The following is a 23,454-nucleotide window of genomic DNA, read 5'->3' as shown; positions in this document are numbered from 1 at the left end:
AGTCAAAAACACAAAGATCGCAGCCTTCGGCAGCTCCTACCTTGGAATGCATTTCCTGTAGGAGCTGTCGAAGGCTGCGATCTTTTGCTTTAAGCCCCCGAAAACCGGGGCTTAAAAGGTGTTCTAGGATTTTTGCTCTAAAATGACTGCTAGGTAGTCTTGAGTCATGATAATGACTGTAGGGGCCGCTTTTGGCTCTAGTCGACCCTTGGCAAAGCTGCTACTCTCGGCGCGCTTTGTGACTTCTCGGCCTCTGTAAAAGCCAGATTCACCAATACCAAACACACACCAATAATAATCGCATCAAATGCGGTGAAGAATTCGCGTTGCTGAGGAGTGGGCTTCCATGATCGAAGACTTTTGGAAGGATAAATACCCGGCTGGAATTGCTGCCGACATCAATCCGGACGAGTATCCGAACATTCAGGCAGTGTTGAAGCAATCCTGCCAACGCTTCGCCAACAAACCGGCTTTCAGCAACCTGGGCAAGACAATCACCTACGGTGAGTTGTACGAATTGTCCGGTGCGTTTGCCGCGTATCTGCAACAGCATACCGATTTGCAGCCCGGCGATCGAATCGCCGTGCAACTGCCCAACGTTCTGCAGTACCCGGTGGCCGTCTTCGGTGCGATTCGCGCCGGGCTGATCGTGGTCAACACCAACCCGCTGTACACCGCGCGGGAAATGGAACACCAATTCAACGACTCCGGCGCCAAAGCCCTTGTTTGCCTGGCGAACATGGCGCATTTGGCTGAAACCGTGGTGCCGAAAACCGGCGTCAAACACGTCATCGTCACCGAAGTCGCCGACCTGCTGCCACCGATCAAGCGCCTGCTGATCAACAGTGTCATCAAGTACGTGAAGAAAATGGTTCCGGCCTATCACTTGCCAAAAGCCGTCAAGTTCAATGACGTGCTGAGCAAGGGCCAGGGTCAACCGGTGGCCGAAGCCAATCCCGACAGCGGCGACGTTGCGGTGCTGCAATACACCGGCGGCACCACGGGCGTGGCCAAGGGCGCGATGCTGACCCATCGCAACCTCGTCGCCAACATGCTGCAGTGCAAGGCGCTGATGGGTTCCAACCTCAATGAAGGTTGCGAGATCCTGATCACGCCGCTGCCGCTTTACCACATCTATGCGTTCACCTTTCATTGCATGGCGATGATGCTTATCGGCAACCACAACATCCTCATCAGCAATCCGCGCGACCTGCCGGCGATGGTCAAGGAACTGTCGAAGTGGAAGTTCAGCGGTTTCGTCGGCCTCAACACGCTGTTTGTCGCGCTGTGCAACAACGAAGGTTTCCGCAAGCTGGATTTCTCGGCGCTGAAAGTTACGTTGTCCGGCGGCATGGCCTTGCAACTGGCCGCTGCCGAGCGCTGGAAAGCGGTCACCGGTTGCGCCATCTGCGAAGGTTACGGCATGACCGAAACCAGCCCGGTGGCCACGGTCAACCCGATCCAGAACATCCAGATCGGCACCATCGGTATTCCGGTGCCATCGACCCTGTGCAAAGTCATCGATGATGCCGGTGTCGAGCAGCCGCTGGGTGAAATCGGCGAACTGTGCGTAAAGGGCCCGCAAGTGATGAAGGGTTACTGGCAGCGTCAGGAAGCCACCGATGAAATGCTCGACAGCGAAGGCTGGCTGAAGACCGGTGACATCGCGCTGATCCAGCCGGACGGCTACATGCGCATCGTTGATCGCAAGAAAGACATGATTCTGGTCTCCGGTTTCAACGTCTACCCGAACGAACTGGAAGACGTGCTGGCGACCCTGCCGGGTGTGTTGCAGTGCGCAGCCATCGGCGTGCCGGACGAGAAATCGGGTGAGGCGATCAAGATTTTCATCGTCGCCAAACCGGGCGTCACGCTGACCAAGGAAACCGTGATGGAGCACATGCGCGCCAACGTCACGGGTTACAAGGTGCCACGTTCGGTGGAGTTCCGCGATGCGTTGCCGACCACCAACGTCGGCAAGATCCTGCGCCGCGAGTTGCGTGATGAAGAGCTGAAGAAGATCAAGGCCAAGTCCGCCGCCTAAAACACCAAGCCCCGCAGATGCGGGGCTTTTTGTTGGTGTATGCGAGGGAGTTTGCAGTGTCCGGTAAATCCTACCCCCTCACCCCAACCCTCTCCCCCAGGGGGGCGAGGGGGAAGGGAGCCGATCGGGGGGCTGTTTAGAATCTGAGTTCAACTCGGAATCTCAGGTCGGCGTACCTCGTCCAGACACCTCGGTCAGTCCCCTCTCCCTTGGGAGAGGGCTAGGGTGAGGGAAAGGGGGCTGCCAAATCCTACTGACGGAACGGCGCAAAATTCACATTGGTCCCCGCCGGACGCATGTCCTGCAGATACGAGTCCTTGTCCGCACTCAATTCCAGGCTCAACGCGGCTTTACGCTTGCCTTCATTACGAATCACCAGCCCTTCCAGCTTTTCACGCAGAAACACCGTCGGCACTTTCAGGTGCAGCAGTTCGTCAGTGGCTGGCGTGTGCATCAGCAGGTGAATCCACTCGTACTGACCGATGGCCAGACGCGACACCGGCAGATCGAACCACCAGATGTTGCGGTTACGGTTCAGTTCGGCGAAGTGGCAGTTGTTGGTGCCGAGCACGGCGCCGCCCAGTTCCTTGTTGCGACGGGCGATGGCCTGCGTTTTATCGAGTTTCATAACATTCCTGCGGGATCGGTTCCTGGCGCTTGACGCCCATATGTTGCGCATTCTCGGGGCTACGCACGCAAACATAAAGCCCAACCTGCACGCCGCGACGAAATGAGCCGCTGAAAATAAATGAAACTTGGCGCAAACCCGGCCAGTCAATCATTACGTACTGACTTTTCCCCCTAATTGCACCAAGGAGAAACACCATGAGTAGCACAGGCGATAAAGTAAAAGGCATGGCCAACGAAGCAGTCGGCAACGTCAAGCAAGGCGTCGGTAAAGCCACCGACAACACCAAGCTGCAAGCCGAAGGCAAACTGCAAGAGAAAAAAGGCGAGGCCCAGCAAGCGGTCGGTAAAGCCAAGGACGCCATCAAGAAAGGTGTCGACAAGGCGTAATTCAGCCTTGAACGAAATACATGAACGGCCATCCAAGGATGGCCGTTTTTGTGTCAAAAGCCTGCAGCAACCCGACGAGGTTCGCCAAACAGGCTACCGTGATGTAAAAAACGGCCCCTGAGTCGCCACGACTTCAACCTGTATTGCGGCGAAAGGAGACGCGAATGATATTTCCAGACATGAAAGGTCTGCCCCTGCATCGGGTGATGGTGCGCACGGTCACTGAATTCGTCGACGACGAGATGTCGACCTATGCCTCGGCACTGGCCTACCAGATGCTGTTCTCGCTGTTCCCGTTCATTCTGTTCCTGATCGCCCTGATCGGTTTCCTGCACCTGCCGGACTTTTTCTCCTGGCTGCGCCTGCAATCGGAACTGGTCCTGCCACCGCAGGCGCTGGAGCAGGTCAACCCGGTGATTGACCAGTTACAGCAGTCCAAGGGTGGCCTGCTTTCCGTCGGTATCGTTATCGCCCTGTACACTGCCTCCGCGGGCGTGCGCTTGATGATGAGCGCGATGAACGCCGCGTACGACGTGGTCGAAGGCCGGCCGATCTGGAAGCGTTTTCCACTGTCGATTGTCTACACCGTCGGCATTGCCGGCATGCTCCTGGTGGCCGCTGCGCTGATGGTGCTCGGGCCGCAGGTGATGGGCTGGATCGCCGCGCAGGTGGGACTGGAAGACTTCATCGTCACCGTGTGGACCATCGCGCGCTGGCCGGTGATCGTGATTCTGATGATGGTCGCGGTGGCACTGATCTACTACGTCATGCCCGACGTCAAACAGGAATTCCGCTTCATCACCCCCGGTTCGGTATTGGCCGTGGTGGTGTGGATCATCGCCTCGTTGGGTTTCGCTTTCTACGTGAAGACCTTCGCCAACTACAACGCGATGTATGGCAGCATCGGGGCGATCATCGTGCTGTTGCTGTATTTCTACATTTCCGCTGCGGTGCTGTTGCTCGGCGCCGAGATGAACGCGGTGATCGAGCACATGTCCAGCGAGGGCAAGGATGCGGGTGAGAAAGTCCCCGGCGAACTCGATGAACATCCCAAACAACACGTCTCGGGCCTGGGCCGCGATCATTCGCTCAAGCCGGACACTGACGAAGTCTGATCATGATCCGTGAAATTCTGAAAATGGGCGACGAGCGCCTGCTGCGCATTGCCCCGCCCGTGCCAGCCGAGATGTTCGACAGCCCCGAGCTGTGGCAACTGATCGACGACATGTTCCAGACCATGGAAAGCGTCGGCGGCGTCGGCTTGGCGGCGCCGCAGATCGGTGTCGATCTGCAATTGGTGATCTTTGGTTTCGAACACAGCGAACGCTACCCGGACGCTGAAGCGGTGCCGCAGACGATCCTGATCAATCCGCTGATCACGCCGTTGAGTCCGTTGATGGAGGAGGGCTTTGAAGGGTGTCTGTCGGTGCCGGGTTTGCGTGGCGCGGTAGATCGTTATCAGCAGATCCGCTACGAAGGGTTTGATCCGAAGGGCGAGCCGATTGTGCGCATTGCTTCAGGTTTCCACGCACGGGTTGTGCAGCACGAATGCGATCACCTGATCGGCAGGTTGTACCCGTCGCGCATCACCGACTTCACTAAGTTCGGTTTTACCGAAGTGATGTTCCCGGATCTTGATCCCACAGCTGACGATTGATCCAGTGCCCAGCACATATCCCTGTGGGAGCGAACCTGCTCGCGAATGCGCAATATCAGTGACAGATTCTGTGACTGACACACCGCTTTCGCGAGCAGGATCGCTCCCACATTGGTTTTTGCATGTCCTTCAGGATTGAGCGGGAACCCTTTCCATCGCAATCATCGGCTTGCTCCGCGCATACCGGCTCAAGCGCTCCGCCATCGCCTGCGGCAGCGCCGGGTCGAACGTGAATCCGCGTCGCTCATAAAACTCGCGCAAATCCGGATGACAGAACAGCCACACCGGCTCGCTCACATCCTGCACCGCCGCTGCAATCAGCTTTGCGGCAATGCCCTGTTCACGACACCCCGGATCAACGAACAGCCCGGTCAACCAATGCCCGCCGGACACTGGCCGCAAGCACAACGCGGCAACAATCTCGCCCCGTCGCGCGACCCACAATTGTGCCTCACGAACCGCTTTCATCGAGGACTGGTGGCTGCGGTAAAACTTGTTCATCAACGGCCATAACGACTCGTCGAGCAGGCTGTATTGGGTGTCGGGCATGGGATCGGACTGTCGGCGCTGAAAGCGGCGATTATAAAAGAACGCGCGCAACAGGATAGGTGTATACCTGAGCCTACATCCCCTGTGAGTGGAGTACGCATCATGTCCAAAGGTATGGATTCAAAGAAAGCCGCAAAGAAGAAACCGGCCAAGACCGCGATTGAAAAACGCGCAGAGAAGAAAGCCAAAAAGGTTGACATCTTCGGTCACTGATCACGCCTTTCCGGAGCCCGGTTCTCGGGCTCCTGCCTGAACCCGAAAATAATCTGCAAGATTGCACCGCGTCGTTGCACAGAAGGGGAAGAGTCCCGTTCCGAGCAATGCCATGCCCCATTACTTCGACGCCGCCCATCGTCAGCAGATCGAAACCCTGCGCCAACGCTTTACTGCCCGTACCGAGTGGCCGACCTGGTTGTTGCTGATCGGCGTCTATGGCGGCTGGTTTGCCATTGTTCTCAATAGTCATTGGCTGGGCCGTGCCTTGAGCACGCTGTTGCTGACTCCGCTGCTGGTGTTGTGGCTGTCGTTGCAGCACGAGTTGCTGCACGGGCATCCGACGCGCTGGGTTCGCTTCAACAAGATCCTTGGCTACGCGCCGTTTGCCGTGTGGTATCCGTACACGCTGTATCGCGACAGCCATTTGCTGCATCACCGTGACGAGGATCTCACCGTGCCCGGCGTCGATCCGGAAAGCCGCTATCTGACCCGCGTTGGCTGGCAGGGCAGTTCGCCGTTTGAACGCAGCTTGCACTGGTTGAACAAAACCGTGCTCGGGCGCTTTGTGATCGGCGCACCGCTGGCGCTGATGGCGCTGGCCAAAGAAGAGTTGCTGCGGCTGAAGAATGGCGAGCGCCAGGCCTGGTTGATGTGGCTGACCCACGGCCTGCTCACGTTATTGATGCTGTGGTTTGTCGCCCGTGTCAGCGTGCTGCCGGTCTGGCATTACGTGCTGCTGATCAGCGTGCCGGCGCTGTCGATTGCGATGATCCGCTCCTACTATGAACACCGCCCGCATGCGCAGCCGGAGCAGCGCACCGTCTTGAACGAAGCGGGTTGGCCATGGCGCTGGTTGTTCCTGAATCTGAATTTTCATCTGGTGCATCACGACTTGCCGAAGCTGGCGTGGTACGACTTGCCGACGGTTTACCGGATGCATCGCGAGCAATGGATCGCGCGCAGTGGCGGGTTTCTGGTGCATGGGTATGGCGAGTTCTGGCGGCGCCATGGAGTCAAGCCGATCGACAGTCCCGAGCATCCTTACCACTAACCCAAGAACACCACAAAACCCTGTGGGAGCGAGCCTGCTCGCGAAGGCGTCGTGTCAGTTGATGGATCTGTTGCCTGCCCCAGCGCTTTCGCGAGCAGGCTCGCTCCCACATTGGTTATTTGTAACTCGGGGAAAATGTGTATGGCTCAACACCACACCGAACTGCTGATGTACGTCGCCCCCGAGCCGATCCGCGCGGCCAATGAGCGCTGGATTGCGCGCATTATCGAGCAACTTGGCCACACTCGCCTGAGTGCTGAAGACCTGTCTCTGCCAGAACTCTGGCTATCCCCCGATCTGCTGCTCACGCAAACCTGCGGCTATCCACTGATGACTGCATTGCGCGGACAAGTGCGCATCGTCGGCCGCCCACGCTACGAACTGCCCGACGCCAGCGCTGGCAATCATTGCAGCCTGATCCTCGGCCACGCTGACGACCCACGCAAAACCCTGGCGGACTTTCACAACAGTCGCGGGGTGATCAACAGCGAAGACTCCAACAGTGGCATGAACCTGCTGCGTCAGCGCTTGGCGCCACTGAATCAGGACGGACAATTCTTCGCCTCGGTCGGTATCAGCGGCGGCCATCGCGAGAGCCTGCGCTGGCTGCGGGAAAACCGCGCCGATCTGGCTGCCATCGACAGCGTTACCTATGCCTATCTCGCCCGGTATGTGCCTGAAGAAGTCAGCGCCTTGCGGGTGATTGCGCGCAGCGCCCTGAGCCCGACCCTGCCGTTTATTACGGTAGGTAGCGCTACGGATGAGCAGGTCGAGCAGCTCCGACAGGTAATGAATGAAACCTTGCGCGAACTCCCTGATGTCGTACAGACCTTGGGATTGCCTGAGGTGTTTGCGGCCAGTGAGCGCGATTATCAAATCCTGCTCGACTATCAGCGTGAGGCTGAAGGACTTGGCTATGGGCGCTTGCGCTAAAGATCGCAGCCTTCGGCGGCTCCTACAGGGGATCGGTGTAGGCGCTGCCGAAGGCTGCGATCTTTTGATCTTTTATTTGTAAATGGAATATAAAGATTCGTTTTAAGTATTTTTAACGAATAAGGCGCCTTGCTACGATCGCGCCACCGGAACACCGGACATTCAGCGACCCCTCATCAAGGAGCCCCTATGTCCGGCGCCGACCTTTCCCATCGTCACACCGTGGACGTCCTGTTTCGCGCCCACTATGGTTGGCTCTGTGCTTATCTGCGCCGTCATCTGCATGACGCGGCCAGCAGCGAAGACATCGCCGCCGAAACCTTCGCCCAATTGCTCGAAGCCCCAGCGCTGAGGGCCATTCGTGAACCTCGCGCCCTGCTGACGACTATCGCCCAACGCCTGCTTTATCAGCGCTGGCGACGCGGTGATCTGGAACGTCACCATCGCCAGCACATCGATGTCGATTACGCCGCTTCGCCTGAAGACCTCGTAACGCTGTCGCAAACCCTCAACCGCATCGATCACAGCTTGCAGCGCTTGCCCGGCAAAGTCCGCGCGACGTTTCTGCTCGCCCGCATCGACGGCCTGACCTACCCGCAAATCGCCACCGAACTGGGTATCTCCCAGCGTTCGGTCAGCGTGTACATGAGCCGTTCCCAAGCGCTGTGCGATCGCCACAGCGCCAACCAATTCCTGCAAAACAAGAGGTCTGCATGAGATCGATCAAAACCCTGCTCGGCACGTCGTTGCTGGCTCTGAGCCTCAGCGTTGGTACTGTTTCGGCTACGGAGAAAACCGTGCCGATCCACTTCGGCGACATCACCTGGGAGAGCGGCAGTTTCATCACCGAAGTGCTGCGCCTGATCGTTGAGAAAGGCTATGGCTACCCGACCGACACGTTGCCCGGCAGTACGGTCAGCCTTGAGGCCGCATTGGCGAAAAACGATATCCAGGTGATTGGCGAAGAATGGGCCGGGCGCAGTCCGGCGTGGGTCAAGGCGGCCGCCGAAGGCAAGGTGTTCGGTTTGGGCGATACGGTCAAAGGCGCCACCGAAGGCTGGTGGGTACCTGAGTATGTGATTAAGGGCGACCCTGAACGCGGGATCAAAGCGTTGGCGCCGGAGTTGAAGTCGGTGGCGGACCTGCCGCGCTACAAAGACGTGTTCCGCGACCCGGAAGATCCGTCTCGCGGGCGCTTCCTCAATAGCCCGACCGGCTGGACCTCGGAGATCGTCAACAGCCAGAAGCTCAAGGCTTATGCGCTAAATGACAGCTTCGTCAACTTCCGTACCGGTTCCGGCGCGGCGCTGGATGCCGAGGTGGCATCGTCGATCAAGCGTGGCAAACCGGTGTTGTTCTACTACTGGTCACCGACGCCGCTGCTTGGCAGATTCAAACTGGTCAAACTGGATGAGCCGCCATTCGATGCCGAGGCCTGGAAGACCCTGGCCGATGCCAACAATCCCAACCCCAAGGGCACCCGCTCAATGCCGGCGAGCCTGGCGATTGGCGTGTCGGCGCCGTTCAAGGCGCAGTATCCGGAGTTGGTGACGTTCTTTGAAAAGGTCGATCTGCCGATCGATCTGTTGAACCAGACACTGGCGGGGATGAGCGAAAAACGTTTGCAGCCGAGAGTGGTGGCGCAGGCGTTCTTGCGTGATCAGCCGCAGGTCTGGAAGCCTTGGGTGCCCGCGGAGGTGGCGACCAAGGTGAACGGGAGCCTGTAAGTCATTTCTGGTTTTTTTGTAGTGCTGCAACTTTTGCCTTCGCGAGCAGGGGCAGGCGTTCCAATGTGGGAGCGAGCTTGCTCGCGAAAGCGTCCGCCCCGCCAACAATTCTCCCCGCGCTGAACCGTTTCTTGTGCAAAAAGTGCCAGATACTGGCCGACTAGTGGCCTTGCGCAGGTCTTTGCACTGGCTATGCTTCCCGTAACTAACTATGTCGACCGTCATGTCAAAACATGGCTGAAACACATCGTTGGTCCGTGAATTCATGCTGCCAGAGTGCGCAACCCAAGGCACCGACACTGAACCAACAAGGAGCGTCGCTTACATGGAAGTTCTTCAACGCGTTAGGGCTGGCCCGCGTGCGGGCTATCAAGAGAAGGATGTCTTGATTAGAGCGTCGCTGCATGGACGCTCCGATTGATCATCATTTATCACCTGACAACTTCCTCCCGTGGAGGAATGCGTGTGCCTGTTCTGTGGAACGTAGTGGTGGATCGTGAAAGAACTGAACTTTCATCAAATCAAAAGTCCGCGCGGAAGGTGATACAACCATGTTCAACCTACATCACAAGGCTGACCTGCAGGAAATCGAGCGCTTCAGCTGCGCCCTGACCGAGGCCAACGCCAAGTTGGCTGCGATCAGCCGCTCGATGGCAATGATCGAGTTCTCCCCTGACGGCATCGTTCTGGATGCCAATGAAAATTTTTGCAAGACCATGGGCTACAGCGCCGATGAAGTGCGTGGCAAACATCATCGGGTGTTTTGTGAAGAGATGTTCTACCGCAGTGAGGAATACGCAAAGCTGTGGCGTGACCTGGCCCGTGGTGAACCGATCAGCGGGACTTTTCTGCGTTTGAACAAGGCCGGCAGGGAAGTCTGGCTCGAAGCCAGTTACATGCCGGTGTATGGCCCGGACAAGCAAGTCCACAGCGTTATCAAAGTGGCTGCCGACATCACCGCTCGGGTGAATAAAGAACACGAAGAAGAAAGCATGCTGGCAGCGATCAGCCGTTCGATGGCGGTGATCGAATTCACCCCGGAAGGCAACGTCATTGCCGCCAACGACAATTTCCTCAAGACCATGCAGTACTCGCTCAACGAAATCGTCGGTCATCATCACAGCCTGTTCTGCCATCGTGCCGAAGCCGAGTCCGCGCAGTACAAGGCATTCTGGGCCTCGCTCAACCGTGGCGAATATCACTCTCACCGTTTCGAGCGCAAGAACAAATCGGGGCAGATGGTTTATCTCGAAGCCTCGTACAACCCGTTATTCGATGCCAAGGGCCGACTGTACAAAGTGGTCAAGTTCGCCAGCGACATCACCCATCAAATGACCACCTTGCAGAACGCTGCCGAATCGGCCCACAGCACCTCGGTACAAAACGACGCCTGCGCGCAAAAAGGCTCACAGGTCGTGCAGCAAACCGTGCAGATCATTCAGGACATTTCCCGCGACCTCAACGAAGCTGCCGCCAGCATCGATGCAGTGAGCAAACAGTCGGACATCATCGGCACCATCGTTCAGACCATTCGCGGCATTGCCGATCAGACCAACTTGCTGGCGCTCAACGCGGCGATTGAAGCGGCGCGGGCCGGGGAACACGGGCGCGGTTTTGCCGTGGTAGCGGACGAGGTGCGTAGCCTCGCGGCGCGCACCAGTCAGGCGACGCTGGAGATTGTCGAGGTGGTGCGCAAAAACCATGACCTGTCGCTGAGTGCGGTGTCGAGTATGCAATCAAGTCTGAGCCGCACCGGGCTCGGGGTTGAGCTGGCCAATGAGGCGGGGGAGGTGATTCTGGAAATTCAGCAGGGCTCGCGGCAGGTGGTGGACGCGATCAGTCAGTTCAATGAGACCCTGCAACTGAACTGATTTCTTCAGCTGGATACAATCAATGTGGGAGCGAGCTTGCTCGCGAAAGCGATGTGTCAGTAGGTGGAAATTTCACTGATACACCGCCTTCGCGAGCAGGCTCGCTCCCACATTTGATTTCGGGTGACTTGAAGATCAGAGCGCAGCAAGAAACTTGTTGGCCTGCTTGTCACTGTCCTTCACATCGTTGTCTTTTTCCGCCTGCGCCAACTTCATCTTGTCCTGCAAGCGCTCGGCGATCTCTTTGCCGATGGCCAGTTGTTTCTCCGGCGGCATGGCTTTGATGTCGTCTTCGGTCAGCCCCATGGACTGCAGGATACTGTCGCGCAGACGCTGTTCCGGCGTCTTGCTCATGTAGTCCTTGAACTCGTCGGTGGCGGATGTCGCTGAGGTGCTGGTGGCGTCGGTCGATTGCAGGTTCACGCGGGTCTTGGCGAACGCTTCGTCGACGTTATCGCTGATGCGTGTGGCTTCGCTGACTTGCTGGGTGGCGATCTGCGTCGCCGAGTCCTGCACCTTGGCAGTGGCTTCAGCGGTTTGCGCCTGGGTCTGGTTTTGCAGGGTTTGCAGCATGGCGCCGTGCAGGCCACCTTGCAGACCGGCGGCTGCCGTGGTGGTGGCATCGTCATTCAGCGCTTTGGGCAGGTGAATGATTTGCTGTTGTTTGGCACTGATCAACATGACGTGTAGACCTGTAGGTAATTGCTGGCTCGCGTATCGGAGCAATTACCGTGCCTTTTGAATAAATCCTTTTATTTCAACAGCTTGATCATCAGTCAGGTATTCGTGGCGGTCATCCCTTGCCGATAAGCGGCAGAGGATGACCGTTGTCCATCAGCGATGAGCGATGTTTTCCAGCGCCAGATTGCGCGTGCGCGGGCCGAACCAGCCGATGGTCAGCATCACGATTAGCATGCTGCTGACGATAAACGCCAATACCCCCGGCGTACCGAAATTGTCGAGAAACAAGCCGATCAACAAGCTGCTGAACACTGTCGACAAGCGACTGAACGAATAACAGAAACCCACGGCGCGCGCGCGGATGTTGGTCGGGAACAATTCGCTCTGGTACGAGTGATAGCTGAAACTCAGCCAGGCGTTGCAGAAAGTGATCATCACCCCGCAGAAGATCAGCCCGAATGCGCTGGTCTGCAGGGCGAACAAGGTGCCGAAGGTCATCGCGCCGAGGGCCGAACCGACGATCTGCCATTTGTTCTCGAAGCGGTTGGCGAACTTGACGAACAGCAGCGGCCCGAGCGGGTAGGCGAGGGTGATGATGAAGGCGTACATCAAACTGTGAGTGACGCTGACGCCCTGACCGGACAGCAGCGCCGGCAGCCAGTTGCCGAAACCGAAGAACCCAATGGCCTGGAAGATGTGGAACACGATCAGCATCAACGCGCGGCGGCGATACGGTGGCTGCCAGATATCGGCGAAGCGGCCCTTGCCTTCGACGTCGACCGGTACGGCTTCGGGAACGTCCAGCGCTTTGCCGTGATCCTTCGCGCAGCGTGCTTCGATGCCATCGAGAATCCGGTTGGCTTCCTCAAAGCGGCCATGCTGCGCGAGCCAGCGCGGCGATTCCGGCAGACGTTTGCGCAGCCACCAGATAAACAGCGCAAACACCGCGCTGGCCAGCACCACCCAACGCCAGCCGGAGACCCCGAACGGCGCTTGCGGCACCAGCCACCACGACATCAATGCCACCGCCGGCACTGACAGGAACTGCACGAAAAACGCGAAGGCAAAGGCTGAGCTGCGCATGCGTTTCGGCACCAGTTCCGAGAGGTAAGCATCAATGGTGACCAGCTCGATGCCCAGGCCGATGCCAACCAGAAAGCGCATGCAGATGATACCCAGCGCCGAACTCTGAATCCCCATCAACACCGTCGCCACCGTGTACCAGACCAGCGCGAAGGTGAAGATCGCACGGCGGCCGAAACGATCCGCCAATGGGCTGAGCAGACTGGCGCCGAGGAACAGGCCGAGAAACGTTGCCGAGGCAAACGCTGCCTGATCAGAGAAACCGAACACGCCCTGATTGCCAGTGGCAAAGATCCCGTCGCGGATCAGTCCGGGGCTGATGTAAGCGGTCTGGAACAGGTCGTAGAGTTCGAAAAACCCACCGATCGACAGCAGCGCCACCAGCCGCCAGATCGTCGCGACCGCCGGAAGGCGATCGATGCGGGCGGATACCTGAGCAGCGCGGATCGGGTCGATGCCGTCGCTTTGTGCGGTGGCGGGGGCGTGTGCAGTCATGGGCTGGTCCATTTTTTATTGATGGAAAAGCTTAGCCTGCTATCGGAGTTCACGGATTGTGAATATCGGCGGATTAAACAGATAAACCGCTGAATTCTCGCAATATCTGCTTACGAATTAACGATTTATGCCGCAGCCGCCGAATCTGGTAGCGCCGAGGCTGGCAGCCCGAAAATCCGGTCAAACAGCCAATTGAAGGCAAACGTGTAGCAGGGGATGAAAATGATCAGCGCCAGATCGAGCAGAAACGCCTGCACCAGACTGATGTTCATCCACCAGGCAATCAACGGAATCAGGAACACGATCAGCGTCAGTTGAAAGCCCACCGCGTGAGCGATACGGCGTTTCACTGTGCGCGTGCGCGATACCTGGCGACTTTCCCAGCGCTCGAACAGCGAGGTGTAAATGAAATTCCAGGTCACGGCGATGGTGGTGATGATCACCGCCAGTGGCCCGGTGCTGCCCGGTGAGGTGCCGGACAATAACGCCAGACCGAGGGCGGAGAAAGTCATGCCGATCACTTCGTAGAGCGACACGTAGACCAGTTTGCGTTTGACGCCTTGCATGGGGAGTTGCCTCTTTCTTGCCGTTTGTCGCCAGCGGGACTGGCGAAGGCGGCAAAAGATAGCTTCAATAGAGCTGACAGAAAAAGTCAGTAGCTTTCAGTTTTGTTGATAGGTGTGCAAATTGAATTTCAACAGTGACAGCATCGAGCTGTTTCTTGCCGTCATCGAACGCGGCTCGTTTTCGGCGGCGGCGCGTGCGTTGGGCAAAGTCCCGTCGGCCGTAAGTATGGGGATCGGCAACCTTGAGGCGGAACTCGGTTATCTGCTGTTCGACCGCAGCCATCGCGAACCGCAACCCACGGCGATGGCGCTGTCGCTGGTGCCACACGCGCGGCTGATTGCCGAGCAACTCAAGCAGTTGCAAGTGCATGCGGTGGAACTGTCGTTGGGGCTGGAGAGCAAGTTGTCGATCGGCGTAGTCGCGGACATCGACCGGCGCCGTTTGCTGGCGGCGATCAAGGTGATCGCCGAGCACCATCCGTTGCTCGATATCGAAGTGCTGACCGCACCGCAGGACGACGTGTTGGCGATGCTGCACAGCGGCCGCGTCAGCCTGTGCCTGGCGTTCGCCGGATTGAGCATGAATGTGCTGGAGCGTTTTCAGTTTGTCGGCAGCGAACGGATGATCGCCACCCTGGCGGCGGACAGTCCGTTGTTGCGGGGTCAGGATCTGTTTCTTGAGGATCTGGTGCATGTACGGCAAATCATCGTCGCCAGTCGTGACTTGCCGATCAGTGAAACGCGGCCGTTGGTGGCGGAGTCGTATTGGCGCACCGATAGCCTTGAGACGGCGATGGAAATGGTTGAGGCGGGGTTGGGCTGGGGCAATTTTCCGTTGTCGGTGGTGCAGGCACGGTTGGACAAAGGACGGCTGAAACGCCTGAATTTCCGCAACATCGAAAACGGTCTGGTAATGCCGGTGCATGCGGTGTGGCTCAAGAGCCAGCCACTACAGAAAGGCGCGCTGGCCCTCGTCGAATTGTTGGGCGGTTGATCGTTCCCACGCAGAGCGTGGGAACGATCGGTTACCTGTTGTCAGGTACTTTCGCGAATCTTCAGTTCAAAGCCCATGTCTTCCACCGGACGCGCCACGCTGTTACCCGCCATCAACGTCAGCATCTGCTCCGCCGCGCGCCGGCCGATCGCTTCACGCGGGGTGTTGATGCTGCTCAGGCGCGGCACCATGTGCTCTGACATCGGCAAATCGTTGAAGCCCAAAATCGCCACCTGCTCGGGAATCTTGATGCCGTGACGCAGCGCTTCCAGTAACGCACCCTGCGCCAGGTCGTCGTTGCCAAAGAAGATCGCATCAACGTCCGGATGCGCCGCGAGCAATTGCAAAAACAACTCCCCGCCCAAGCCCACCGATGAAGAACGAGGCGTCAGTACTTCCAGATCCGGGTCGTAACGCCCGGCCTTTTGCAACGCTTTGCGAAAGCCTTCACCGCGCAACAACGTGCGCTGATCAAGTTGCGCACCGATGTAAGCCAGACGCTTGCGCCCACGTGAGAGCAAATGCTCGGCCGCCGTTTCACCGGCACTGAGCTGCGAGAAGCCGACGCAATTCACCCCGGCAGCGCTGTCCAGTTCCATCATGTACACGCAGGGAATATTGCTCGCCTCGATCATCCGCCGCGAACTTTCCGTGCGGTCAAAACCGGTCAACAAGAAACCGCGCGGCTGATAGGCCATGTAGTTGCGCAGCAGGTTTTCTTCTTCATCGCGTGAATAGTGGAAGTTGCCGATCAGCACTTCGAAGCCTTTGGGCGTGAGCACCCGATGAATGGCTTCCAGCGTATCGATGAACAGCAAGTTGGATAACGAAGGCACCAGAACCACCACCGAATGGCTCTGCGCCGAGGCCAATGCGCGGGCGGCAGGGTTGACCACGTAGTTGAGTTCGAGCGCGGCTTTCTGGACTTTTTCCACAAGGTCAGTGGCCACGGTGCTGACACCGCGCAATGCGCGGGAGGCGGTAATCGGGCTGACACCGGCCAGGCGGGCAACTTCATTCAGGGTGGGACGGCCGGTGGTGCGGGTATTTTTATCGTTTTTAGGGGAGGTCATCGGGCGGCTTGCCAAACAAAAATCAAGGCACTAAGGTAGCGCTGTCCTGATGCAGCTGTAAATGCGTAAGCGAGGTCCTGCCTGATCTTCGCTTTTTGGCGTTGGGAACAAACCTGCTGCAACCCAAAAAAACGACAAGAAGGCGTCGGCAACTTCTGCCTGTGCACTAGAGTCATAGCTAGCAAAGGTAGCGCTGTCTGCGCGCTGAGGTGTTATATGAGTCATCCCATCACCGCCCTAGTCATCATGGGCGTTGCCGGTTGCGGCAAGACGTGCGTCAGCGAGGCCCTGTGCCAATTGAGCGGCGCCACTGCCATTGAAGGCGATACTTTCCATCCGGCCGCGAACATCGAAAAGATGAGCGCGGGGATCCCCCTGAACGACGACGACCGTGCCGGCTGGCTCGACAGCCTGTGCGATGAACTGCGTCGCGTCGACGCGCTGGGCAAACGCCCGGTGCTGACTTGCTCGGCCCTTAAACACAGTTATCGCGAAGTGTTGCGCAGCGCCTTGCCGGGCCTGGGTTTCGTGTTTCTTGAATTGACCCCTGAAGTTGCCGCTGAACGTGTGTCCCACCGTCCGGGCCACTTTATGCCCGCGACGTTGATCGAAAGCCAGTTCGCCACCCTCGAATCGCCGAAGGGTGAGCCGTTGACGTTGGCGTTGAATGCTTCGATCCACAGCGTTGAAGAGCTGGCGTCCCAGGCTCACGTCTGGTGGCAGGCCCACGGTCTGAAGCAGGCGGTATGAGTGTGTTGAAAGAGATAGCGCTGTCCTTCCGACTTCTGTTTAACCCGCTTTAATAACAACAACAATCCAGGAGACACCCCCAATGTTTGGCATGTCCCACGACGCCTACCTGCTGCTCGATGCAGTGGTCACGGTAATCGGCCTGATTATCCTGATCACCAAATTCAAGATTCACCCGTTCATTTCCCTGACCATCGCCGCCGCGTTCCTCGGCCTGACGTCGGGCATGCCGATCGGCACCATCATCAAAGCGTTCCAGGACGGCTTCGGTGGCGTGCTCGGTTTTGTCGGCATCATCCTTGCGCTGGGCACCATGCTCGGCAAAATGATGGCCGAATCGGGCGGGGCGGATCAGATCGCCCAGACCCTGATCCGTGCGTTCGGTAAAGACAAAGTCCAGTGGGCGATGATGTTCGCCGCGTTTCTGGTGGGTATCCCGCTGTTCTTCGAAATCGGCTTCGTGCTGCTGATTCCGTTGGTGTTCATCGTTGCGCGCCGCACCGGCGTGTCGATCATCAAGATCGGTATCCCGCTGCTCGCCGGTCTGTCCGCCGTGCACGGTCTGGTGCCACCGCACCCGGGCCCGCTGCTGGCCATCGGCGTGTTTGGCGCTGACATCGGCAAGACCATTCTCTACGGTCTGATCGTTGCGCTGCCGACCGCGATCATTGCCGGTCCGATCTTCGGTACGTTTATCGCCAAGCACATTCCGGGTCACCCGAATCAGGAACTGGTCGATCAACTGGCCCGCGAAAATGACGACTCGACCACGCTGCCGAGCTTCAGCATCACCCTGATCACCGTGCTGCTGCCGGTGTTCCTGATGCTGCTGAAAACCTTCGCTGACGTGGCGCTGCCGGACGGTCACTTCTTCCGCACCTGGATGGACATGATCGGTCACCCGATCTCGGCACTGCTGCTGGCGTTGCTGCTGTCGCTGTACACCTTCGGGCACAAGCAGGGCATCGGTTCGCAGCAGATGCTCAAGTGGCTCGACGCGAGCCTGGCGCCAACCGCCGCGATCATTCTGATCATCGGTGCCGGCGGTGGCTTCAAGCAGATGCTGGTCACCAGCGGTGTGGGCGACGTGATTGGCCACATGGCGGTCAGCGCGCAGATCTCGCCGATCCTGTTGGCGTGGCTGGTGGCGGCGGTGATCCGTATCGCGACCGGTTCGGCGACTGTGGCGACCATCACGGGCGCGGGCATTGTCGTGCCGGTGGTGGGGATGATCCCGGGCGTTAACCGTGAGTTGCTGGTGCTGGCCACCGGCGCCGGTTCGCTGATCCTGTCCCACGTGAACGACGCCGGTTTCTGGTTGGTGAAGCAGTACTTCAACATGACCGTGGCCGAGACGTTCAAGACCTGGACGGCGATGGAAACCATCCTCTCCATCGTCGCGTTGGGCTTTATCCTGCTGTTGTCGCTGTTCGTTTAAGCGGCTTCACGCAGACACAAAAAAACCGCAGCGATGCGGTTTTTTTGTGGGTGATCGTTCCCACGCGGAGCGTGGGAACGATCAGAGGTGGGTCAGTTATTTGGTAACTAACCCATCCGCCCGGAACATCCCGCGAATCCCGCGCACCGCCTGACGAATCCGGTCCTGGTTTTCGATCAGCGCAAAGCGCACATGATCGTCGCCATACTCACCAAACCCCACCCCCGGCGAGACGCAGACCTTGGCCTCGGCCAGCAGTTTCTTGGCAAACTCCAACGAACCCAGATGCGCGTAGGCCTCAGGGATCTTCGCCCAGACGTACATCGACGCCTTCGGATTCTCAACCATCCAGCCCAGTTCATGCAGGCCTTTGACCAGCACGTTGCGGCGCTGGCGATACTGCTCGGCGATGTCGCGCACACACTGCTGATCGCCTTCCAGCGCGGCAATCGCCGCCACTTGCAGCGGGGTGAAGGTGCCGTAGTCGTGGTAGCTCTTGATCCGCGCCAGAGCGTTGACCAGTTCCGGGTTACCGACCATGAAACCGATGCGCCAGCCGGCCATGTTGTAGCTCTTGGACAGGGTGAAGAACTCCACCGCAATGTCCTTGGCGCCTGGCACCTGCATGATCGACGGGGCTTTCCAGCCGTCGTAGACGATGTCGGCGTAAGCCAGATCGTGAATCACCAGCACGTCGTACTGCTTGGCGAGGGCGATCACCCGTTCGAAGAAATCCAGTTCCACGCACTGTGCGGTCGGATTCGATGGGAAGCCGAGGATCATCATTTTCGGTTTCGGAATCGAACCGCGAATGGCCCGTTCCAGTTCGTCGAAGAAGTCCACGCCTGGCACCAGCGGCACCGAACGCACCTGGGCACCGGCAATCACCGCACCGTAGATGTGAATCGGGTAGCTCGGGTTTGGCACCAATACGGTGTCGCCCTGATCCAGGGTCGCCAGCATCAAATGCGCCAGGCCTTCCTTGGAACCGATGGTGACGATGGCTTCGCTTTCCGGGTCGATGTCGACCTCGTAGCGTTGCTTGTACCAGTTGGAAATCGCCCGGCGCAGACGCGGAATACCCTTGGATGTGGAGTAACCATGGGTGTCTTCGCGTTGGGCAACCTGGACGAGTTTTTCGACAATATGCGGCGGCGTGGCGCCGTCGGGGTTGCCCATGCTCAAGTCGATGATGTCTTCACCACGACGCCTGGCAGCCATTTTCAGCTCGGCGGTGATGTTGAAAACATAAGGGGGGAGTCGATCTATGCGCGCAAAGCGGCGCGGCGAACCTTGTTCAGCCATTGTTGCCTCGGATAACGTAAGCGCCCGGAACCGTCCGAGCGACGCTGGTCACTGCGGTGACCTGTGGCGGAAGATAAGGTCAGTGATGGCATACTGTCCAGCCCGTTTGTAAACAATTTTGTCCCAAGGAAATCGGTAGATGGAATTCACCAGCGGCTTCTTGCTGAGCCTTTCGCTGTGCCTGGATATCGGCGTGGCCAACATCGCCATGATCACCCTGGCGATGCAGCGCGGTTACTTTCAGGGCTTTGCGCTGGGCCTCGGCACCTGTGTTGGCGACCTGGTTTATGCGGTTCTGGCGCTGGCCGGGATGACCGTTTTGCTGCAATACGAGACCGTGCGTTGGGTTTTGTGGATTGGTGGTTCGGCGCTGCTGATCTACTTTGCGGCGAAGATGATTTACTCGGCGATCCATCACGAAGCGCTGCTGGCCGAGACGGCGGAAGTGGGGCAGAACTCCCATCGCAAAGAGTTCTTCCGGGGGATATTTCTCGCCATGTCGTCGCCGAGCGCGATTCTCTGGTTCGCGGCGGTGGGCGGCACCTTGATTGCGCGTTCCGGTGGTGGCGGTCCTTTGAGCTCGGCGCTGTTCCTCGGTGGGTTCCTCTGCGCCGGACTGCTGTGGTCCGCCGGTTTGTGCTTCGCTGCGAGCCATGGTGGCAAGCTGCTGGGCGATAAGCTATTGCGCTATTCGTACCTGGCATCTGCAGCGATCTTCTGCTATTTCGCGGTGTACGTGATCGTATCTGGCTACAACGAATTTGTCGGTTCGGGCGCCGTCGAGCAGTTGCACGCGCTGTAACCGTGCGATTTGGATCGGGCTTTCTATACTCCCAGCCGAACCCCTTTTTTTGTTCCAGGAGTCGAGTCATGGATGAGCAAAAACGCGTCGAAGTGGCTGAACCTCGCTTCGAACATGGACACTTCTTGCTGATTGCAGGTTTTCGCGGTCGATTTACCCAAGACACAGCCAAGGACATTCCGGCGCTGTGGGAAAAATTCTTGCCGCACCTGGGAAAGATCCAGGGGCAAAAGAACGAAGTGACCTACGGTGTCTGCAGCAATTTCGACGGCAAGGGCGGCTTCGATTACATCGCCGGGGTGGAAATCAGTAAGCTCGATGACCTCGACCAGAAGGTCTACCAGTGGGTCGAAGTGCTGCCTCGCCAGTACGCAGTATTCGAGCACAAAGGACCGCTCGAGCAATTGCCACAAACCCTGCAATACATCTACAAGACCTGGTTGCCGACCTCTCATTACGTGGAGCTCAACGCCCCGGAGCTGGAGCGTTACAGCGCGGATTTCAATCCGAAGCTGCACACCGGCAAACTGGAAATCTGCGTGCCGGTCGATACCAAGGCCTGAGCCGACAAGCATGAGGCGGATCAATGATCCGCCTCATGGTTTTCAACCCCGCTTGCCTTTGCCCAACCGTCGCGCCCGCAACAGGTCGATGCCCAGAGTGATAAAGCCGAACGTACTGATGCCCAACACCATCAACAGGCCGATTTCAACGCTGCTCATAAGCGGTTTCCCCCAAGGGTAGTCAGAGACACACCTGAGAAATAGCCCGCCGCGAACCCGAAGAAAAGCACTTATACGCAGGCTTTACGCCGCCCTTGCGCATCGATATGCAGGCCTTATTCCTTTATGCTTTCGGCACTTTCTTCTGCCGATTTCCGAGCCGCCATGAACACCGTTATCCGCAACGTCACCGCCGCCGACCTGGACCGCTGCTACGCCATCGAAACCGTTGCCTATGAGGGTGACGAAGCGGCTACCCGCGAAAAAATCGCCACGCGCATCGCCACCTGGCCGGAAGGCTTTGTTGTGGCTGAGGTCGATGGCATCGTCGCAGGCTTCGTCAATTCCGGTGCGGCGTTTGACGTGCAGATGTCGGACGAGGCGTTCAAGGAACTGATCGGCCACGACCCGAAAGGGCCGAACGTGGTGATCATGTCGGTGGTGGTGCACCCGGATTATCAGGGCCAGGGTCTGGCCAAGCGTTTGATGGGCGAGTTCATCGAGCGTATGCGTGCGATGGATAAAGCGACGATTCATTTGATGTGCAAGGAACAGCATATTCCGCTGTATGCCGGGTTTGGCTTTGCCTACATCAAGCCATCGGAGTCGGACCACGGCGGGATGGCGTGGCACGAGATGATTCTTACTCTCTGACCCAACACTGATCAAAACCTGTAGGAGTGAGCCTGCTCGCGATAGCGGAGTGTCAGTCAACATCGATTTAACTGACACACCGCTATCGCGAGCAGGCTCACTCCTACAAGGGACCTTGTTCTGTCAGTAGAGAGTATCGGTGACCCGTTTAGGCGCTTCACGGTCGTAGGTTTCGGCGTCGAACTCGCCATCGTTCAGGCGCTTGTGGAAAGCGCCGGCAGAGGGCAGGGCCGAGCGCGGCAGGTGCGTTTCCGGATTCCACGCATCCGAACGGACGAACGCTTTCGAGCAATGGAAGAACGCCGCCTCCACCGTCACCAGCAACACCGTTTTCGCCGGTTTGCCATTTACCGCAAAACTCTCCAACAACTGCGGCTCAGCGCTGATCGTCGCCGTACCATTGACCCGCAACGTCTCGCCAATCCCCGGAATGATGAACAGCAGCGACACCCGAGAATCCTGCAGCACATTGCGCAAGGTATCGATGCGGTTGTTACCCGGGCGATCCGGCAGGGCCAGGGTGTTTTGATCAATGATCCGCACAAACCCCGGCGTATCCCCACGCGGCGAATTATCCAGGCCATCGGCCCCCACCGAGCTGACAATCACCAGCGGTGACAGGCGCACCATCGCCTGATAATCCTCGTTGAGAAAACCGATCTGCTTGCGCAGCGCTCGTTCATGCGGCAGTCCGTAAATCGCTTCCAGTGCTTCGATTGAGTCGATCATCGTGCTTCCCTCGATGACTTAGAAAAACAGGCCCATGCGCCGTTCGTAACCGATCCGGCCCTTGTACGCTTCGCCGCTGTCGACGTAGCCGTGCTTGGCGTACAGCGCGATGGCCGCGTCGTTATCCGCATCCACCGACAATTCCAGCCCCTTGATCTCCGGCCACGCCTGACGTGCAACTTCGGGCAACGCTTGCAGACACGCCTTGCCGTAACCCTTGCCCTGAGCGCGGCGATCGACCTGCAACGCATGCAGGGTGGCGCTGTGTTCATCGGCCCAAGCCGGCAACACCGGCGGGCGCTTGAGCAACAGAAACGCCACCGGCACGTCATCCGCCAGCAGCGCAAAACCCTTCACCCCGGGGCCGGGTTTCGACAGCAGGGTGTGCAAAGCACCGTGGATATCACCGGAGAACTTGATCTGCTCGGCATGGATTTCAATCGCCTCGACTTGCTCACGCTGCAAGGCGTTCAGGTTGTCGTACGGCACGAGTTGGGCTGACACGGGAATTTCCTTTTTCCTACAAAGATGAGGCTCGGATTCTAGCGATTTTGTCTTCTGCGGAAATTTTTTGTTTCGCCTGTCGATCTGCCCGTTCGCCGAACGACTAAGGGTGTCTTCACAACAAAAACCACGGAGAACAGCATGAGCGCACAAACCGATATCCAGACCCTGATCAACACCTACCGCGAAGCCGTCATGAAAAAGGACGTGGAGAAAGTCATGGCGCTGTACGCCGACGACATCGTCTCTTTCGACGCGATCAAGGCCCTGCAATTCAAGGGTAAAGCCGCCTACCGCGCGCACTGGGTCGAGTGCATGGAAATGTGCCCCGGCCCGCACATTTTCGAGTTCCACGAAATCGCCATCGAAAGTGCTGACAACATCGCTTTCGCCCACTGGGTGGCCAACTGCGGCGGCACCAATGACAAGGGCGAAACCCAGAGCTGCTGGATGCGCGTCACCGCTTGCTATCGGCAGGTTGGCGGGGCGTGGAAAATCGCCCACGAACACTGGTCGGCGCCGTTTGATCCGATGAGCGGTGCGACGCTGTTCGATGTGACCCCCTGATCTTCAGCCATAGTTGAACCGTCCGA

Annotated in this window: 25 protein-coding genes and 1 pseudogene; 17 read left to right on the top strand and 9 right to left on the bottom strand. The window is 58.2% G+C overall.

All coding sequences use genetic code 11. The features are described 5' to 3' along the window. Positions 1 to 346 precede the first annotated feature (346 nt). Complete coding sequence (fadD1, locus tag ACOYXH_RS18555) at positions 347 to 2,044, top strand: long-chain-fatty-acid--CoA ligase FadD1 (protein WP_095048180.1); 1,698 nt, start codon at positions 347 to 349, stop codon at positions 2,042 to 2,044. A gap of 250 nt (positions 2,045 to 2,294) precedes the next feature. Here fadD1 and ACOYXH_RS18550 read toward each other — a convergent pair whose 3' ends face one another. After that, positions 2,295 to 2,672: a hypothetical protein gene (locus ACOYXH_RS18550; RefSeq protein ID WP_007917843.1), complete on the bottom strand. Its 378-nt coding sequence runs from the start codon at positions 2,670 to 2,672 to the stop codon at positions 2,295 to 2,297. 197 nt (positions 2,673 to 2,869) lie between these two features. On the opposite strand from ACOYXH_RS18550, the gene ACOYXH_RS18545 reads away from it, so the two are divergent. The 3 genes from ACOYXH_RS18545 (at position 2,870) to def (ending at position 4,718) form a co-directional block, all read left to right on the top strand. Further along, positions 2,870 to 3,061 (top strand): CsbD family protein, encoded by a 192-nt coding sequence (locus tag ACOYXH_RS18545; protein ID WP_027612573.1) that lies wholly within the window; start codon positions 2,870 to 2,872, stop codon positions 3,059 to 3,061. A 164-nt stretch (positions 3,062 to 3,225) separates the two neighbouring features. Further along, positions 3,226 to 4,176, top strand: coding sequence for a YihY/virulence factor BrkB family protein (locus ACOYXH_RS18540; protein WP_007917840.1), 951 nt, complete (start codon positions 3,226 to 3,228; stop codon positions 4,174 to 4,176). A gap of 2 nt (positions 4,177 to 4,178) precedes the next feature. Next, positions 4,179 to 4,718 carry a peptide deformylase gene (gene def, locus ACOYXH_RS18535; protein ID WP_095126179.1) on the top strand — a complete coding sequence of 180 codons (540 nt, stop codon included), beginning with the start codon at positions 4,179 to 4,181 and terminating at the stop codon, positions 4,716 to 4,718. Positions 4,719 to 4,847: 129 nt separating this feature from the next. Here def and ACOYXH_RS18530 read toward each other — a convergent pair whose 3' ends face one another. Continuing rightward, positions 4,848 to 5,267: a GNAT family N-acetyltransferase gene (locus ACOYXH_RS18530; RefSeq protein ID WP_095048178.1), complete on the bottom strand. Its 420-nt coding sequence runs from the start codon at positions 5,265 to 5,267 to the stop codon at positions 4,848 to 4,850. A 325-nt stretch (positions 5,268 to 5,592) separates the two neighbouring features. Here ACOYXH_RS18530 and ACOYXH_RS18525 point away from each other — a divergent pair, with 325 nt between their 5' ends. From ACOYXH_RS18525 to ACOYXH_RS18500, 6 genes and pseudogenes are all read left to right on the top strand, one after another. Then, on the top strand, positions 5,593 to 6,534 hold the full coding sequence (locus ACOYXH_RS18525; RefSeq protein WP_220556888.1) for a fatty acid desaturase: 942 nt from the start codon (positions 5,593 to 5,595) through the stop codon (positions 6,532 to 6,534). A 141-nt stretch (positions 6,535 to 6,675) separates the two neighbouring features. Next, positions 6,676 to 7,467 (top strand): phosphate/phosphite/phosphonate ABC transporter substrate-binding protein, encoded by a 792-nt coding sequence (locus ACOYXH_RS18520; protein WP_095048176.1) that lies wholly within the window; start codon positions 6,676 to 6,678, stop codon positions 7,465 to 7,467. Between the two features lie 189 nt (positions 7,468 to 7,656). Continuing rightward, positions 7,657 to 8,184, top strand: a complete 528-nt coding sequence (locus ACOYXH_RS18515) for a sigma-70 family RNA polymerase sigma factor (protein WP_460409864.1) — start codon at positions 7,657 to 7,659, stop codon at positions 8,182 to 8,184. Then, positions 8,181 to 9,194 carry an ABC transporter substrate-binding protein gene (locus tag ACOYXH_RS18510; RefSeq protein ID WP_220556886.1) on the top strand — a complete coding sequence of 338 codons (1,014 nt, stop codon included), beginning with the start codon at positions 8,181 to 8,183 and terminating at the stop codon, positions 9,192 to 9,194. Before ACOYXH_RS18515 ends, ACOYXH_RS18510 begins: the two co-directional genes overlap by 4 nt. A 551-nt stretch (positions 9,195 to 9,745) precedes the next feature. Continuing rightward, a pseudogene (locus tag ACOYXH_RS18505) lies at positions 9,746 to 10,522 on the top strand (PAS domain-containing protein); the annotation flags it as partial. A 3-nt stretch (positions 10,523 to 10,525) separates the two neighbouring features. Continuing rightward, positions 10,526 to 11,065 carry a methyl-accepting chemotaxis protein gene (locus tag ACOYXH_RS18500; RefSeq protein WP_460410886.1) on the top strand — a complete coding sequence of 180 codons (540 nt, stop codon included), beginning with the start codon at positions 10,526 to 10,528 and terminating at the stop codon, positions 11,063 to 11,065. 135 nt (positions 11,066 to 11,200) lie between these two features. On the opposite strand, the gene ACOYXH_RS18495 is transcribed toward ACOYXH_RS18500, so the two are convergent. The 3 genes from ACOYXH_RS18495 to ACOYXH_RS18485 form a co-directional block, all read right to left on the bottom strand. Next, on the bottom strand, positions 11,201 to 11,746 hold the full coding sequence (locus ACOYXH_RS18495) for a hypothetical protein (RefSeq protein WP_095048171.1): 546 nt from the start codon (positions 11,744 to 11,746) through the stop codon (positions 11,201 to 11,203). A gap of 153 nt (positions 11,747 to 11,899) precedes the next feature. Continuing rightward, entirely contained in the window at positions 11,900 to 13,324 is a 1,425-nt protein-coding gene (locus tag ACOYXH_RS18490) for an MFS transporter (RefSeq protein WP_095048170.1), read from the bottom strand. Between the two features lie 125 nt (positions 13,325 to 13,449). Continuing rightward, positions 13,450 to 13,890 carry a PACE efflux transporter gene (locus ACOYXH_RS18485; RefSeq protein WP_093430448.1) on the bottom strand — a complete coding sequence of 147 codons (441 nt, stop codon included), beginning with the start codon at positions 13,888 to 13,890 and terminating at the stop codon, positions 13,450 to 13,452. A gap of 121 nt (positions 13,891 to 14,011) precedes the next feature. Between ACOYXH_RS18485 and ACOYXH_RS18480 the strand changes: the two genes are divergently transcribed. Next, the gene (locus ACOYXH_RS18480; RefSeq protein ID WP_460409863.1) at positions 14,012 to 14,884 is read left to right on the top strand and encodes a LysR family transcriptional regulator; all 873 of its coding nucleotides are present in this window, start codon (positions 14,012 to 14,014) and stop codon (positions 14,882 to 14,884) included. A gap of 41 nt (positions 14,885 to 14,925) precedes the next feature. Here ACOYXH_RS18480 and gntR read toward each other — a convergent pair whose 3' ends face one another. Continuing rightward, a complete protein-coding gene (gene gntR, locus ACOYXH_RS18475; RefSeq protein ID WP_095048168.1) occupies positions 14,926 to 15,957 on the bottom strand; it encodes an HTH-type transcriptional regulator GntR in 1,032 nt (343 codons plus the stop codon). A 216-nt stretch (positions 15,958 to 16,173) separates the two neighbouring features. Between gntR and ACOYXH_RS18470 the strand changes: the two genes are divergently transcribed. Then, entirely contained in the window at positions 16,174 to 16,707 is a 534-nt protein-coding gene (locus ACOYXH_RS18470; protein WP_095048167.1) for a gluconokinase, read from the top strand. A gap of 82 nt (positions 16,708 to 16,789) precedes the next feature. Next, the gene (locus tag ACOYXH_RS18465) at positions 16,790 to 18,145 is read left to right on the top strand and encodes a GntP family permease (RefSeq protein WP_095048166.1); all 1,356 of its coding nucleotides are present in this window, start codon (positions 16,790 to 16,792) and stop codon (positions 18,143 to 18,145) included. Between the two features lie 96 nt (positions 18,146 to 18,241). On the opposite strand, the gene alaC is transcribed toward ACOYXH_RS18465, so the two are convergent. Then, positions 18,242 to 19,450 carry an alanine transaminase gene (alaC, locus tag ACOYXH_RS18460; protein ID WP_053122962.1) on the bottom strand — a complete coding sequence of 403 codons (1,209 nt, stop codon included), beginning with the start codon at positions 19,448 to 19,450 and terminating at the stop codon, positions 18,242 to 18,244. Between the two features lie 139 nt (positions 19,451 to 19,589). On the opposite strand from alaC, the gene ACOYXH_RS18455 reads away from it, so the two are divergent. From ACOYXH_RS18455 to ACOYXH_RS18445, 3 genes are all read left to right on the top strand, one after another. Next, positions 19,590 to 20,252, top strand: a complete 663-nt coding sequence (locus ACOYXH_RS18455; RefSeq protein ID WP_460409862.1) for a LysE family translocator — start codon at positions 19,590 to 19,592, stop codon at positions 20,250 to 20,252. A gap of 68 nt (positions 20,253 to 20,320) precedes the next feature. After that, complete coding sequence (locus tag ACOYXH_RS18450) at positions 20,321 to 20,815, top strand: GyrI-like domain-containing protein (protein ID WP_095048164.1); 495 nt, start codon at positions 20,321 to 20,323, stop codon at positions 20,813 to 20,815. A 324-nt stretch (positions 20,816 to 21,139) separates the two neighbouring features. Beyond that, positions 21,140 to 21,628, top strand: a complete 489-nt coding sequence (locus ACOYXH_RS18445; protein WP_460409861.1) for a GNAT family N-acetyltransferase — start codon at positions 21,140 to 21,142, stop codon at positions 21,626 to 21,628. Between the two features lie 123 nt (positions 21,629 to 21,751). On the opposite strand, the gene ACOYXH_RS18440 is transcribed toward ACOYXH_RS18445, so the two are convergent. Both ACOYXH_RS18440 and ACOYXH_RS18435 read right to left on the bottom strand, forming a co-directional pair. Next, complete coding sequence (locus tag ACOYXH_RS18440; protein ID WP_460409860.1) at positions 21,752 to 22,357, bottom strand: pyridoxamine 5'-phosphate oxidase family protein; 606 nt, start codon at positions 22,355 to 22,357, stop codon at positions 21,752 to 21,754. Positions 22,358 to 22,375: 18 nt separating this feature from the next. Then, on the bottom strand, positions 22,376 to 22,861 hold the full coding sequence (locus ACOYXH_RS18435; protein ID WP_095048161.1) for a GNAT family N-acetyltransferase: 486 nt from the start codon (positions 22,859 to 22,861) through the stop codon (positions 22,376 to 22,378). Between the two features lie 141 nt (positions 22,862 to 23,002). Here ACOYXH_RS18435 and ACOYXH_RS18430 point away from each other — a divergent pair, with 141 nt between their 5' ends. Then, complete coding sequence (locus ACOYXH_RS18430; RefSeq protein ID WP_095126173.1) at positions 23,003 to 23,428, top strand: YybH family protein; 426 nt, start codon at positions 23,003 to 23,005, stop codon at positions 23,426 to 23,428. Positions 23,429 to 23,454: the final 26 nt, after the last annotated feature.

It is taken from the genome of Pseudomonas sp. Mb7 (assembly GCF_054790525.1).
Note: the sequence above shows the minus strand (reverse complement) of the source record. Positions and strands in the feature narration are given on the sequence as shown.